Annotated in this window: 7 protein-coding genes and 1 pseudogene; 1 reads left to right on the forward strand and 7 read right to left on the reverse strand. The window is 44.6% G+C overall.

The features are described 5' to 3' along the window. Nucleotides 1–168 precede the first annotated feature (168 nt). Nucleotides 169–1107: a quinolinate synthase NadA gene (gene nadA, locus AB5217_RS02570; protein WP_032845840.1), complete on the forward strand. Its 939-nt coding sequence runs from the start codon at nucleotides 169–171 to the stop codon at nucleotides 1105–1107. 133 nt (nucleotides 1108–1240) lie between these two features. On the opposite strand, the gene AB5217_RS02575 is transcribed toward nadA, so the two are convergent. The 7 genes and pseudogenes from AB5217_RS02575 to AB5217_RS02605 all read right to left on the reverse strand — a co-directional run bounded on the left by AB5217_RS02575 (nucleotide 1241) and on the right by AB5217_RS02605 (nucleotide 15611). Then, nucleotides 1241–3529: a beta-glucosidase gene (locus tag AB5217_RS02575; RefSeq protein WP_234122785.1), complete on the reverse strand. Its 2289-nt coding sequence runs from the start codon at nucleotides 3527–3529 to the stop codon at nucleotides 1241–1243. 14 nt (nucleotides 3530–3543) lie between these two features. Next, nucleotides 3544–5914, reverse strand: a pseudogene (locus AB5217_RS02580) (glycoside hydrolase family 3 N-terminal domain-containing protein). A 27-nt stretch (nucleotides 5915–5941) separates the two neighbouring features. Beyond that, nucleotides 5942–8401, reverse strand: coding sequence for a glycoside hydrolase family 2 TIM barrel-domain containing protein (locus tag AB5217_RS02585; protein WP_032845836.1), 2460 nt, complete (start codon nucleotides 8399–8401; stop codon nucleotides 5942–5944). Then, entirely contained in the window at nucleotides 8394–9446 is a 1053-nt protein-coding gene (locus tag AB5217_RS02590) for a glycosyl hydrolase 53 family protein (RefSeq protein WP_032845835.1), read from the reverse strand. The genes AB5217_RS02585 and AB5217_RS02590 overlap by 8 nt, the downstream gene beginning before the upstream one ends. A gap of 20 nt (nucleotides 9447–9466) precedes the next feature. Beyond that, entirely contained in the window at nucleotides 9467–11089 is a 1623-nt protein-coding gene (locus tag AB5217_RS02595) for a DUF5111 domain-containing protein (protein WP_070782595.1), read from the reverse strand. A 14-nt stretch (nucleotides 11090–11103) separates the two neighbouring features. Further along, nucleotides 11104–12666, reverse strand: coding sequence for a RagB/SusD family nutrient uptake outer membrane protein (locus AB5217_RS02600; protein WP_050486418.1), 1563 nt, complete (start codon nucleotides 12664–12666; stop codon nucleotides 11104–11106). 32 nt (nucleotides 12667–12698) lie between these two features. After that, nucleotides 12699–15611, reverse strand: coding sequence for a SusC/RagA family TonB-linked outer membrane protein (locus tag AB5217_RS02605; protein ID WP_229115758.1), 2913 nt, complete (start codon nucleotides 15609–15611; stop codon nucleotides 12699–12701). Between the last annotated feature and the right edge of the window lie 43 nt (nucleotides 15612–15654).

A 15654-nucleotide genomic window follows, 5' to 3' on the forward strand; every position in this document is an offset into this window, starting at 1 on the left:
GAATAGAATATCTTGTCCTTTACATCAGTTCATAACCAACTCATAAAACAGAAGTATGGACTAATAACTTATCCGGCAAGAAAAATCGTATTTATTTGCTAACATTATTAACAGGCTATCATCACTAACAAAGGATTTTTTTAAAAGGAAAGAAATAAGAATATTATTATGAATGAACTCATAAAGGCTATTAACGAGCTAAAGAAAGAAAAGAATGCAATCATTTTGGGACACTACTACCAGAAGGGGGAAATACAAGACATCGCTGATTATGTTGGCGACAGTTTGGCATTGGCTCAATGGGCAGCCAAAACGGAAGCGGATATTATTGTGATGTGTGGCGTTCACTTTATGGGGGAAACGGCAAAAGTGCTTTGTCCGGACAAGAAAGTGCTGGTGCCCGACATGGCGGCAGGTTGTTCGTTGGCGGACAGTTGTCCGGCGGATCAGTTTGCGCAGTTTGTCAAAGAGCATCCGGGATACACCGTTATTTCTTACGTCAATACGACGGCTGCAGTGAAAGCGGTAACGGATGTGGTGGTGACTTCCACCAATGCGAAGCAGATTGTGGAAAGCTTCCCCAAAGATGAGAAAATAATCTTTGGTCCGGACCGAAATCTGGGGAATTATATCAACTCAGTTACGAACCGGAATATGTTGCTTTGGGACGGTGCCTGTCATGTGCATGAACAGTTCTCTGTTGAAAAGATTGTGGAATTGAAGACGCAGCATCCCGAAGCATTGGTGCTGGCACATCCCGAATGTAAGAGTACGGTTTTGAAACTGGCGGATGTGGTAGGGTCTACGGCAGCATTGTTGAAGTATGCAGTGAATCATCCGGAAAACACCTATATTGTGGCTACCGAATCGGGTATCTTGCATGAGATGCAGAAGAAGTGTCCGCAGACGACGTTTATCCCTGCTCCACCGAACGATAGTACGTGTGGATGTAACGAGTGTAGCTTCATGCGATTGAATACGTTAGAGAAGCTCTATGAGTGTCTGAAGAATGAGTCACCGGAGATTACAGTAGATCCGGAGGTGGCTAAGAAGGCAGTGAAGCCGATTCAACGAATGTTGGAGATTTCGGCTAAGTTGGGATTATAAATTTTAGTTTATCTGGAGATATTACAATAAAAAAGGATTATAGCTGATAAAAAGCCATAATCCTTTTTTATTGTAGTTTTAAACATTGTTGTCTATTTCTTAGTGGATAATAGAGAACATATACTAAAATCCCTTATAAGCTGACACTGACTTTCTCCTGTTGTTTTTTAATCTTTATTTTGCCTTCACAAAGGATGTTGCGACTATTATCGCCGATACGGAAAACGTATGTGCCGCCATCAACAATCCAGGCTGATTTCTTGGCATAGAAGGATGCCAGGTTTATCTTTGGAATACAGATAGTGAGCAACTGACTCTCGCCCGGTTTCAATAAACGCGTTTTGGCAAAGCCTTTCAGTTCCTGTTCCGGTTTGTCCTGATTTCCTTTAGGGGCAACCACATAGACTTGAACAACTTGTTTGCCAGTGGTGGCACCTATGTTTTTAACGTTGACACTAACCTCTATGGTATCGTCAGAATGTGTATCCCCATTCCTTACGTTTAACTTTAGTCCCTCAAACTCAAATGTGGTATATGTAAGCCCGTATCCGAATGGATAAGATACGTTCAGTCTCTGCTTGTCAAACCAACGGTAGCCTACATATATGTCTTCCTCATATTCTGTATAATCTATGTTTTTACGGTCATTCTTATTTTCATCGCCCCATCCACTTATGTCGGGAGAATCAAGCGGGAAATTTTTCGTAGAAGCATGGTCACTTAATTTCTCGGGTAATGTCATGGGCAAATGTCCTGACGGTGCTACCTTGCCTGTCAGCATATCGGCGATGCTGTGTCCAATTTCCTGTCCACACTGCCATGGCAACAGGATAGCATCGGGAATATCTTTCCATGAAGCGGTCTCTATAGCTCCTCCTACATTGAGCACTACCACAATCTTCTTTCCTGCCTTGTGGAACGTATCAGCCACCTGAGTAAGCAGTGCTTTATCATCGGCATCAAGCTCGAAGTCAGCTGCCGGACGGTCACGGCCTTCACCTGATTGACGTTGGATGGTGACGATGGCAATATCGTTATTCTTGACAGCATCTGCCAAAGCATCCGGAATAAATTCCGGGGCTACAGGATTTCTTTGCCACCACTCCAGCTTTGCCATCTTTTCATCGTAAGCCCATAGATATTTGGTATATTCAGACACCAGATTATTGTCAACATTAAAACCGGCATTGCGCATCCCCTCGACAAGCGACACGATATAAGCCTTATTTACATCACCAGAACCAGTACCTCCGGCAATGGGTCTATAAGAGCCGCAACCGAAGAGAGCTACATTTTTCGTATGAGTAAGAGGTAACAGGTTTTCGTTGTTCTTCAGTAAGACTGTACCTTCGGCAGCAGCTTCACGCACTATCTGAGCATGAGCCTTTAGATTGGGATTACTGCTGAATTTATATTTATTGAAGCGTGGAGTCTTAACGACATACGCTAACATGCGACGCACACAGGCGTCAACATACTTTTGGTCGAGTTTGCCATTTTCCACAGCTTCCACTATCTCATTGATAAATTTAGGTGAGCCTGGTTCTACAAGGTCATTACCGGCAGTAATACATTTAACCGCGTCAAAGTATCCACCCCAGTCAGTTACCACTATGCCGTTGTATCCCCAGTCGTTACGAAGAATGTCGGTGAGCAGGTCACGACGTGAGTTGGTATACTCACCGTTAACCTTGTTGTAAGAACTCATCACTGTCCATGGCTGTGATTTTTTCACTGCAATTTCAAATGGTTTAAGATAAATCTCGCGAGCTGCCCGTTGTGACACTCTGGCATCATTACCTAAACGGCGTGTTTCTTGATTATTAAAAGCGTAGTGCTTGAGTGAAGTACCTACACCATTACTTTGAATACCATTGATATAAGCGGCTGCTATATTTCCACTAAGGACAGGATCTTCGGAGAAATACTCGAAGTTGCGGCCGCAGAGAGGATTTCGTTGGATATTGTTACCGGGAGCCAAAAGTACATCCACGCCATATTCGAGTACTTCGTTTCCCATGGCTTTAGTGGCACGATATACAATGTCTTCATTCCAAGAAGCTGCAAGACTTGTCCCGATAGGAAAACCTGTACAATTGTAGGTATTACTATCGTAATTACGCTTGGTATAGATACGCAGACCGGCAGGCCCGTCGGCCATTACCGTAGGCGGTATTCCCAGACGGGGAATGCTATGAGTGTTTCCTGCCGCACCGGGGATGTATTTCTCCGTATTGCCTATTTGGGTACCTTGGGCATTCTGATTGGCAGCTAGCTCACCAACCAGCAGTGTCGCCTTCTCACGCAGTGTCATTGCATTGAGAATTTCATCGATATTGTCGGTACGAAGCTGGGGCGCTTGTGCCAATGATGCTGTAGAAAATGCAGCTACAGCCATTGTTAAAATAATATTTTTCATCATTTTCTATCTGTATTTTAACGATTTGGAGTAGTCCAACGATAAGTTTCGGTGGCTTTGTTTGATGTTTATAGCTTGGTCTCCTGTTGTAATACGGAAATCGCCGGCTTCAAGAATCCAGTGTTCATCGTAACCAACGTAAGCAAGGTCGCTTGCGGGAAGTTCTAATGTCACCGTTTTCGTTTCGCCAGGTTTCAAACTTATCTTGTCAAATGCGCGCAGGCGTCTTATATCCGGAGAAGTAGTAGCCACAAGATCGCTGGAGAAGAGAAGTACGCTTTCCATACCTTCACGAGAACCGGTATTGGTGACATCAACCGAGAAAGAAAGCGTATCCTTATGGGTGAATTCTTTACGGTTGACACACAGGTTGGAGTATTTGAAAGTAGTATAACTAAGGCCATAGCCGAAGAGCCACTGTACATCTATAGTCGCTTCGTAGTTGTAGACACCGGCCATAGTAGCTGAAACTTCCCCTTTCTTATAATCGTACGTGACAAGAGCTCCATGATGCTTGGGATAGGTGAACGGCAGACGACCACTGAAGTTCTCATCGCCTGCCAACAGGCTTGCAAGTGCCTCACCACCATAGTTGGAAGGAAGCATAATGTTGACAATAGCCTTTGCTCCCGGAACTATAGAGTTAATAAGCCGCGGACGACCTTCGTTGAGAATCAATACAACAGGTTTACCTGTAGCATAAAGGCGGTTCACCAAATCTATCTGATTAGTAGACAGGTTGAGGTCGTTGATATTCCCTTGAGTCTCGCAGTAACTGGTTTCTCCGATACAAGCTACGACAATGTCAATATCCTTGGTGGCAGCTATAACCTTGTCGAAATCCCCGACATGTTCCACACCCCAGTTACCGACCCACTGATCGGTAAGACCATAGGTCATGCCAGGTTCATAGACAACATTATCTTTGCCGAAACGATCCTGCATGGCAGCAAGAATAGTCTTGTAGTTCTTCGATATGGGAAGTTCATCAGTCATGTGGCCTTGCCATAAGTAAGTCCATCCTCCGTTAAGACAGCGCATGGAATTAGCGTTCGGGCCAGTGACCAGTATTTTCATATCTTTTTTAATAGGAAGTATATTGTCATCATTCTTCAAGAGTACCATTGATTCGACAGCAGCTTGCCGGGATACATCGGCAAACTCCTTACTTGCAAATTTGGGATAATCGGTGTACTTGGTATCAGGCACCTTGAAGAGGTTGAGCCGGTATTTCATGCGAAGCACACGACTAACAGCATCATCAATACGGCTCATTGGCACTAAACCCTCATTAACACACTCAATCAACAAATCACAGAAATCAGTGTCATAAGGCTCCATTGCCATGTCTATGCCGGCATTTATGGCCATGGCTATCGCTTCCTTTTTGTTGGCAGCTACATATTCACGCTGATAGAGGTTGTTGATATCGGCCCAGTCGGTCACGATAAGTCCATCCCAATCAAGTTCTTCTTTCAGCCACTGGTTAAGATAACGGGCATTGGCATGAAAGGGAATACCATTGTTAGTCGTTGAGTTGACCATTATCGACAATGCGCCACCCTTAACGATAGCTTCGAGATAAGGAGCAAAATGTTTTTCTCGCATCTCCTGCTCACTGATAGAGGAATGTGTACGGTCTTTGCCACTGACAGGTGATCCATAGCCCATATAATGTTTAATGTTGGCAGCAATATGGAAACGGTCTATCTTATTGGGATTGGTGCCCTGCATGCCTCTGACAGTAGCAGTTGCCATAACCGAAGAAAGGTAGGCATCCTCTCCATAGTTCTCCCAGAAACGCGGCCAGAGGGGATTTCGCGCAAGGTCGACAGTGGGATTATATGTCCATGGAACATTGCAGGCACGAGTCTCGTATGCCGTAATCTCTCCGCCACTAAATGCAAGATTCGGGTTGAACGTGGCAGCCATATTTATATTCTGCGGGAAAAGTGTCGCCCCCATAGTATAGCTTGCGCCGTGATTCATATCAAGTCCATATATACATGGTATACCGATACCTTTCATTGATTCATCCTGTACTTGCTTGACAACACGATACCACTGCTCGGGAGTAATGGCAATATCGGCCGTATTGAGAATAGAACCGACTTTCTTCCGGGAAATCACATGATTGAGTTTCGTCTTGTCAAGTGTGAGCGTAGGATTCCAACGCGGATCTGCCGAACTGATAACACTAAGCGTAAGTTCGCACATCTGACCCACTTTTTCTTCAATGGTCATTGATGCAACACAGCGCTTAATCTCTGCTTCCATATCCTCATCACCGGGGATAACAGGGGGACTGATTACCGTTGCTGCTGCCGAAACGACATTAGCAACAGTAATCAGAGCAAAAAATATCTTATGCATAAAACTATATTTCATTATCAATACCTATTAAAAAAACACTAATTACTCTACATTCAAAATTATTTTTGCAGGTTTAACCCCCTTTGCATAAGCCTCAAAAACTATTTTACCGGATTCTTCAGAGCTTTGGATAATAGCAGTCAAAGCACCGCTGAACAATGTCATGTCCGGTTCATGGAACAGTTCGGTACACGTAGGGTCACCGTTTGCAGCAGCGCGAAATTTGCCGGCTCCCGAAACTTTGAAGTTTACTTTTCGTGTATCTGTAGGTACCAGATTTCCATTTTTATCAGCTACTTGAACTGTTATATAAACTAAATCTTCATCGTCGGCCTTCATAGAAGTGCGATTGGACGAAAGTACGAGATGGTGAGGTTTACCGGCTGTCTTGATTATCTTTTCGTCTGCCGGATTTCCATTCTCGTCATATGCTGTTACTTTAACTTCCCCCGGCTGATATATAACATCATTCCACATCAAGCGATAACGTTTCTGAAGAGCAAGAGAATCTGTTGACGACTCATATTCGGTACGGGTTAACTTGCGTTGACGACCTTGACTCACACCGTTGACAAACAATTCAGCTTCCGGATAATCGGTATAGACGTAAACAGGAACCTTTTTACCTTCCCGACCTTCAAGATTCCAATGGGGGAGAACATGCAGGGTATGGTCTTCCTTGTTCCAAAGGCTTCTATAAAGGTAAAAGCGGTCTTTCGGAAGACTGGCCAAGTCAAATATTCCAAATACAGAGCTATGTGAAGGCCAGGTGTCCGTATCATACGGAGTCGGTTCTCCAAGGTAATCGAATCCAGTCCATACAAACTGCCCTATCATCCATTCTTTATCATCATCCATAATGAAATCAAGATCCGGAACATTAGACCATGATGCATTTTCATTGTCATAGCTGTTGCTCTGATTCTCGGGATGATATACTAATACTTGGCCGCGATATATAACAGGCCAATAATAGATGCCGCGTGAAGAGAAAGTGGATGCTGTCTCGGCGCCAAGTATCATTTTTTGCGGAAGTTTCTCATAAGCCTTGTCGTAGTGTTGAGGTTTATAATTGAAGCCCGGAATATCGAGAGCGGCAGCAAAACCATTTTCAAGGACAGTGCCAATCTGATCCATACCACATGTGACAGGGCGTGTAGGGTCAAGCTGATGTATCAGATCTTGAAGCATCATCAGTTCTGAAATTCCATCAGGCCCCCATTGCGAAGGGACTTCATTACCGATAGACCACATCACGACTGACGGATTGGAGCGATATTGCTTTATCATGTTGGTGATATCACATTCGGCCCAGTCATTGAATATTTTTCCATAACCATTCTCTGACTTTGGACGGAACCCCCAATCATCAAAAGGTTCAATCATAAGCATCATACCCATTTCATCGCAAATTTTAACGAGTTCAGGTGCCGGCATATTGTGAGCGGTACGTATCGCATTGGCTCCCATATCCTTCAAAAGTTCAACCTGATGACGAAGAGCGGCTTCGTTTACGGCTGCACCGAGCGGGCCGAGATCGTGGTGGTTGCAGACTCCCTTGAATTTTGTTACTTTTCCGTTTAAAAAGAAACCTTTCTCCGGAATATATTCTATCTTGCGTATTCCAAAACAAGTGTCATAGGTATCCACATTTTTTCCTTCAACAATCAGGCGGATGGATGCTGTATAAAGGTCAGGCTTTTCGGGCGACCAGAGAATGGGATTGTTTACAATGAAATTCTGAATCAAGGGCTGACCATGGCTGACATAAGTAGTTTTGGATGTAGCGACCACTGTTCCGTCCGGACTCTTTATCTCGGTGATGACGTCCACCCACTTTCCTTTTCCGGCTCCGTCAATCTCCGTCTGAAGTTTGACGGACGCGTATTCGGGAGTTATTGTGGGAGTAGTGATGTATGTACCCCACGTGGGAATATGGATTTTATCAGTCTTGACAAGGTGGACATTCCGGTATAGTCCGGCACCGGGATACCAGCGCGATTGCTTTACCTTGTTCTCAAGTTCTACAATCAGTTCATTTTTTCCCGGTCGGATCAATGAATCGATAACTGTATAAAATGAATTATATCCATAGGGCCAGGCAATGGCATGCTTGCCGTTAATACTTACATTGGCATTGCTCATGGCGCCGTCAAAAACGAGGGTATAGCTGCAATCTGTTGTGTCGGGTATTTCAATGATACGTTTATAAGCACCTTTGCCAATGAAAGGGAGTCCGCCGGTACGTCCTGTTTTCCAGGTATCTTCCGTTTCTCCATTTTGTTCGACTGTGACGTGTTGCAGGTCGTTCTCACGGGAGAACGGGCCATAAATAGCCCAATCATGCGGGATTGTTACCGCCTTCCATGTCTTGTCGGATTCAAGTCCGTCCCGGCGGAATTCCCATCCGTCGGTAAGTTTGGTTTCTGTACGTTGGGCGGATGCGGGGAGTGTGATGGCTGCCAGTACAGCAGCCATCCATATCTGACACTTCTTATTCATATTGACTCATGTTAAAAGGTTCAAGAGCTTCTGTGGGCTTGCCATCGTCGCTGAAAGCGCCTTTATCATAGCCTGATTCCCTATAAGTCTCCGGTTCCCAATATAAGATGCCTCTACAGTATCCTTTGGTATCGTTCATCATTTTATCGAAAAGATATTCAAAGTATTCCCGTGCCGTACCAGGATCATTACGTAACATACCTGTCTCTACGACCATGCAAGGAGTACCGTATTTTTCGGACAGGGTTATGATGTTGTCTGTCAACGCATCGGTTTGCTTCTGCCAGTCACCGGCATCGGGATAGAACGACATGCCGATGATGTCCCATTTAGTATTGTTCAGCTTTAAACCGTTGAATATGCGGGTATAGATATCGAGCAGATTGCCGCGATCCAGATGAACAATCACTTGGGCGTCGGGATAAACTGACTTGACAGCATCATAACCGGCCTGTGTCAAGACAGCATAGTTGCCCATATTCTTATCCACATTCCCCATAGGCCATAACATGCCGCCGGTTGTCTCGTTGCCGACCTGCACCCATTCCACATCAATGCCATTCTCTTTGAGTGTTGAAAGAACATCTACCGTATGATCTGCCACGGCTTGTTTCATCTGATTCAAATCGTAGTCTATCCAGGCTGCAGGTATGTCTTGAGTTCCCGGGTCAGCAAAATCATCACTATAGTGGAAATCTATCATCAGGCGCATTCCGAGAGCCTGTACACGTTTAGCCTTCACAAGTACATCTTCCTTTTCGCACAAATCAAGAGCATGATCCACGAATACACGAAGACGGATGGTATTCATCCCCAATTCTTTCATCAGGGCCGTACATTCGCGTTCTTCCCCGGCTTTGTTATAGAATTTCACTCCTTTGGCTTCAAATTCTGTTACTCCACTAATGTCAGCACCTGATGCGAAATGCTCGGTAGGAGCAGGCGGGTCGACCGTTGGACGTTCCTTGAACTCATGCTCGTCCAGACAAGATGTAATGGTGATAGCTAAAATCACAGAAAGTAATGCTATATTTATTCTTTTCATGATCGTATATTTATAATTGATTATAAAGCTGTAAAGGTATAAGTCATATTACCCATATCATAGAGGTTGACAGTCAGAAGGTATTTGCCGGATCCGGGAGGTACAATATTGTCACCTTCAAGATAGCCGAGTACGCCGTCGCCCTTAGACTTGAAATGGTTGCTCCAATCTTCATCAATGAGAATCTGCATACCCCATCCCACTTCTTGAATATCTAATTCCGCAGTCCAGACTTTCGTTTCCTTGTCATAGGTCATGGCACTCTTCAAATCATGATCTCCGAACACCGTCAAAGACTGGATTTCTTTCGCATTCCAATAGTTTTCAGGAAGATTCACATAGTAGAGGTAGAGACCTTCTTTTCCACCATCCACATATATATTATATGCCTTATTTGACGAATCAAGTTCTTGAAGAGACTGCGGGTTTGAACCGTAAACAGTTTCTCTACCCACTGTTGCAAACTTATAATTCTCCCATTCGCCGGCGTAATAGAAGCCCATGTACTCACCATTGCTTTTCGAAGAGAACAAGCGGCATTTCACATCGCTATGATTCTCGATGTTTATCATCTCAAGATAAGGATCGTATGTTACGACCGGAGTCTCGTCTACTTCATAGGTCGCAGTTGGATTCTCTCCCGACATGTTAATGGTTACAATCCAGTTACCTGCTTCTGAAATTGACAGGAGCTGACCGAAGTCAATCGGATCACTATCAATACCACCTTCGTTCTCTATGTTGTATTTCTTGGTAGTAGCTTTTGCAGAGAAGGTTTCAGCTCCGGTGGTTGTTACCTTGGCCGACCATGAATTGGTAGACTGCTTGAATTTCATTTCAGTATTCGTACCTGCAGCTGAAGTGAGCGTCATGCTGTTGAGATACTCTGCAGTCCATTTTTTTGCGTTAGTGTCGGCAGTCACACGATAAGAGCCTGCATCTCCGGGGAACCATAAATTATAGAATGTAACTCCATCTTTACTCATCGTGAATGCTGAGCCGGGTTGACTACCCCAAATCGTATTGTCGCGTTCTTGGAGGTAGAAGTTCATCCAACCGGAAGCAGCTACATACCCTGTATAGATGCCATTTTCTGACAGTGAATAAAGGGCTGCCAATACCGTTGTCTTGTCTGTAGCGAGTACATCCATTCGATTCATACGTAGGCCATAAGGCGATACGTTGATTTCAATAGGCATACTATACTGATATGCGACATTTTCGGCAACTACATATCTCACTCTGATATGTAAAGGTGCTTTCTGCCAGGGTTGATAGCCGAGACGGATAAGAATCGGGTTTAATTCCTTCTCTGTAAAAGTTTTCGTAAGGCCTTCCACTGACACGAATTCAATGAGTGAAAAGTCTGAAGTTGGTGACATTTCCAGATAGTTCTTGACGCTTCCATCCGGAACGGCATAAGAAGGGTTATCGACGGATAGTTGATAATCTCCCCATGTAAGTGTCACCGCTTCGTTACTTTCGTTCACTCCTTCCATTACCACTTCGTTTGTCGATGCGATGAGTTCCCTAGGATCAAGGTTGTCAAATCCCTGGAGTTTCGGCATCTCGATATCCGTTGAACAGGAAGCAAAACTTCCGGCCATAACGGCTGCCGTTAAGAATTTATATAATGCTTTCATTGGATACTATGGTTTTAATAATCTTGTTTCATGTTTGGATTGGCGGTTTGTTCAGCATAAGGTATGGGATAGATGTTATATTTGCTATCCACTGCCGTACCGTCAGGCTGGCCGCCTTTAAAGTCCCAAAGATATTTGTCGGTAGTAAAGCGGTCAAAACGGACAAGATCTGTGCGTCTGACCATCTCTATCGATAATTCCCGTGCTCGTTCATCAAGAATGAAGTCGAGTGTAAGGTCTACGGCCTGGATATTGCCGGTAGAATTGCCAAAGGCCCGTTCTCTTACTTTGTTTACGTAACCTAAAGCCTCTGTTAATGTAATGTTTGTTGCACCACGCAGATACGACTCGGCAAGCATCAGATATACATCAGCCAAGCGTATGATGGGAAGGTCGGTACAAACACCGTCAGTGGTCTTGGCAGGTGCCTTTCCTTCATCAGTCAAGTTGTTCCATTTCTTATAGAAATAGCCGACGTTTTCGTCACCGACATCGGTGATTTTCGGATCACGGTCGGTAGTGTAGAAAAGATTGCGCTTGTCATTTGTCTCGTAAAGCGGAGGAATCTGGCTACGACAACGGAACATTCCCCAAGATTGTGTCCCGACACCCATTTCCGCACCGTACAATGAGCTTGTTTGCGCACAGACGATATAGGTACTTGCGCCCCATGATACGCTTTGTTCGTTGTCTACAGCGAATGCAAAAAGAATTTCATTGGTGCATTTGTGGTTGTCGGCACCGAAAAGTCTGGTGAATTTCGGTTCAAGCGTATCATAACCCAAGTCAATCAGCGACTTGCAGGCTTTCACACAGTCATCATAGTGATTGCCACAGCCATAAGTTTCTGCATTGAGATAAACCCGTGCCAAAATACCATAGGCGGCAGCTGCGCCGGCGCGTGGATATTCGGGATGATCCGGAAGCTGACGGGATACTTCTTCAAGCTCCCGAACTATAAAGTCAAATATCTGTTGTGCGGTGTATTTGGGTGGAAGGAAAGTTCCGACAGGAGAATTCTCATCCACAAAGGGTATATCCCGAAAAAGGTCAAGCGCATGGGAATAAGCGAGTGAGCGCAGGAAGCGTGCTTCTGCTTTCATTTTCCGGAGTTCAACCTGTTCATCCTCGCTAAATTTAGCTAAAGCGTCGTCACTCGAATAACGGATAAACTCATTACAAAGTGCTATGGTATAATAGATCCGGTAATAAGTGTCGTAAACCCATACGTCATTGGAATCCCATGAAAGGAATGTAAGTCCGGTCTGATTGTCAGAAGCATACGAAAGCATAGCCGTCTCGTCAGTCCCGATTTCCTGCAAATTGAAATAGCAACGCATATAGTCGAATCCGCGGCTGCCGCTGATATCGGTGTTACCACCGCCCTTATCCTGACCTGCAAGGACATACGAGCCATAAAGTTTGGCAAGTACTTGCCTATAATTGGGGACTGAGGTATAGATATCCTTGGGAGTCTGCTCAATATGAGGATATTGGTCAAGATCATCGAAGCAGCTACTCACAACACTCATCATTATTGCCATCAGCAACCCTGTGATATATTTTGAAGTTTTCATTGTATAATCAATTTATCTATGATTGTGAATAATTAAAAGTCGATACCGACAGAAACTGAATAGGTACGCGGGCGTGGATAGAACGAATTGTCGCATCCATTGGGCACTTCCGGATCAACGCCGCTGTATTTTGTTATGGTAAATACATTCTGTATCATTGCGCTTACGTATAGGTTACTGCACCAGGAAGCGAGTTTACCGAATGTGTAGCGGAGTGAAATGTTGTCCATCTTAAGGAACGAGGCATTCTCCAAATAATAATCGGATAACCGCTGCCGATGCTGGAATCCGGTTTCAAGATAACTGCGGTTGAGATTATTGATCTGGTATGTGTTGAAACTTACAGTCTCCCAGGCACCCATATTCATAGCATTGCCGTTATAAACATAGTTGCCGATATTGGCTCGTAAACCGAAGCCCAAAGTCCACTTTTTCCATGTCAGGTTGGTACTGAAGCCGAGAATCCAATCCGGAGTAGGAGACTTGCAGCGATAGCGGTCATTATTGTCAATCACGCCATCACCGGTGATATCAGCATACATTCCTTCAATAGGCTTGCCGTTATCATCATAAAGTTGATGGTAGAGATAGAACATATATGGTTCATAACCCTCGGAAAGCACTTGTATGGAATAAGAGTCGAAAGTAGGTCCTGTGAGTGTATTTACGGTCGTTGTTCCGGGAGCAAGCGACAGATTCTTAACCTTCATGGTCTGCCATGTAGCGTTGAAACTTACATCCCAGTTGAAGTCTTTAGTGGCAATAGGAGTCGCATTTATGTTTAATTCCACTCCCCTGCTATCAACATTGCCTACATTGGTAGTCATGCGCGAGTTAAAATTGGCGCCTGCCGGAACCGGCACTTCAGCCAGCAAATCTTTGGTCTTGCGGGTATAGTAATCAAAGCTACCGCTAAGGCGGTTGTCCAATACAGAAAAATCAAAACCATAATTCCATGAGGTGGTTGTCTCCCATTTCAAGTCACCGATATAGCCTTGAGGACGATACATGGGGATATATTCGCCCCCCATAAGATAGTATGCTCCGGGATTACTGATGTTGTATACCGGCATGTAGCCATAATTGTTATTAATATCCTGCTGACCCGTCTCACCATAGCTTACACGCAATTTGAGATTGTCTAACCATGAAATTCCTTTCATGAACTTTTCCTCGTCAACTCTCCAGCCAAGACCGACCGATGGAAAATAACCCCAGCGGTTATCAGGAGAAAATCTTGATGTACCATCGGAACGCATGGTCGCCGTCAACAGGTAGCGGCTGTCAAATGAGTAATTCAAGCGGCCATACCATGATATTAATAAGTGACGCTGATCTGTAGGGGCAACAGACTTCTGTACTTCTCCATATACGTTATATTCATCATATTCTGCAGTTTTGGACTTCCAATATTGGTAGTCGTAACCGGCTGTGATATCAAAGTTGCTCTTGATGCTCTCGATGTTCTTATTGTAATTGAGATAAGCGGTAAAAAGTTTATTCGTATTGGTCTGAGGGCCATATTTGTTGTTTGTACCTCCAATTTCATAGTTCAGGCCTACACCTTCCGGACAGTAATAAACACCCCACCCTTCAGCATAGTCAAGACCGAGTGAAACATGAGCTTTCAGCTCGGGCAGGAAGTGGAATTTGTAGTCGACGTCAAAGTTGCCGATCATACGCTTGACCTCTGCTTTGTGACTGATGTAATCAAGTCTGCCTACAGGATTGAGCGTCGCGTCGGGAACACCGCCCGGGCTGACAGATTCAAAATAACCACCGAATGACCCGTTCGCAGAATGGACAGGCATGGTCGGATTGAATGAAGCCGCGCCATAGATCGCACCGGAATCGGCAAAACGGGTTTCGCTTACAGACCCTTTGGCGTTAAGCGTGAGTTTCAGATGGTCGTCAAAAAATGAAGGATTAAGGACAAGGCTACCCGTGTAACGTTCCACTCTGTCTGATTGAAGGATACCTTCCTGGTTTAAATAACCAACTGACACACGGAAAGGCAACATTCCGACCCGGCCGGATACGCTGACATTATTATCGGTAGCAAAGGCGGTGTGGAAGATTTCATCAGTCCAGTTAGTCCTAGCATCTCCAAGCAGTGATTTTTGAGTATTGGTACCTTGTGTCGTGATAACGGATTTAAACTGGTCGGCATCGAGCACATCGCTGACTTTGGTCTTTGTTGAAAGTGAATTGTTGGTTACGAAGCTGACCTTTAAGCGGTCTTTTCCACCCTTCTTTGTCGTGATAAGCAATACACCGTTTGATGCGCGCGAACCGTAAATGGCTGTCGACGAAGCATCCTTTAGCACGGTCATGCTTTCAATGTCCGCAGGATTAATCATACTCATAAAGTTACCGCTACCGGTGATTCCGCCGCTTTCAAGAGGCACACCGTCGACAACAATAAGAGGGTCGTTGGAAGCATTCAGAGATGCTCCGCCACGAATACGGATTGTGTTGCCTGCTGACGGGGAACCTCCTGAACTCATAATTTGGACACCTGATACTTTACCGTTAATGAGCTGTTCGGCAGAATTGACGATACCTCCATTGAAATCATCAGCCTTTACTGTACTGACAGAACCGGTCAAGTCACTCTTGCGGGTCACACCATAACCAACTACGACCACTTCTTCGAGAAGCTGGTTGTCGGTTCGCATTTTCACATGAATCACATCAGATGTGATGTCGACCGTCTGCGTAATATATCCTACATAGGAAATGATAAGTTGTTTGGTCTTGGAAGGAACCTTTAGCGTAAATTTGCCATCAAAATCAGTGATTACTCCAACAGGAGCATTGGCAACTTTGACAGAAGCTCCAATAATAGATTCTCCCATTTCATCGACGACGGTGCCCGTAACCGTCCTTTGTGTTTGAGCGTATACCGAAGCGGGCAACAGTAGTATTGAGAATAATACTCCCATTAACCAAGTCTTTACCTCGGAAGCTCCATAAGCATTAACCATA

Origin of the sequence: Bacteroides sp. MSSM.1001136sp1_RTP21357st2_D2_RTP21359_211015 (assembly GCF_040913205.1) — a bacterium.
In the GTDB taxonomy this organism is placed as follows: Bacteria; Bacteroidota; Bacteroidia; order Bacteroidales; family Bacteroidaceae; genus Bacteroides; species Bacteroides ovatus.

Bases quoted from the DNA above. Each gene is read 5' to 3' on its own strand.
- nadA (WP_032845840.1), top strand. From the start codon at position 169: ATGAATGAACTCATAAAGGCTATTAACGAGCTAAAGAAAGAAAAGAAT.
- AB5217_RS02575 (WP_234122785.1), bottom strand. From the start codon at position 3,529: ATGATGAAAAATATTATTTTAACAATGGCTGTAGCTGCATTTTCTACA.
- AB5217_RS02585 (WP_032845836.1), bottom strand. From the start codon at position 8,401: ATGAATAAGAAGTGTCAGATATGGATGGCTGCTGTACTGGCAGCCATC.
- AB5217_RS02590 (WP_032845835.1), bottom strand. From the start codon at position 9,446: ATGAAAAGAATAAATATAGCATTACTTTCTGTGATTTTAGCTATCACC.
- AB5217_RS02595 (WP_070782595.1), bottom strand. From the start codon at position 11,089: ATGAAAGCATTATATAAATTCTTAACGGCAGCCGTTATGGCCGGAAGT.
- AB5217_RS02600 (WP_050486418.1), bottom strand. From the start codon at position 12,666: ATGAAAACTTCAAAATATATCACAGGGTTGCTGATGGCAATAATGATG.
- AB5217_RS02605 (WP_229115758.1), bottom strand. From the start codon at position 15,611: ATGGGAGTATTATTCTCAATACTACTGTTGCCCGCTTCGGTATACGCT.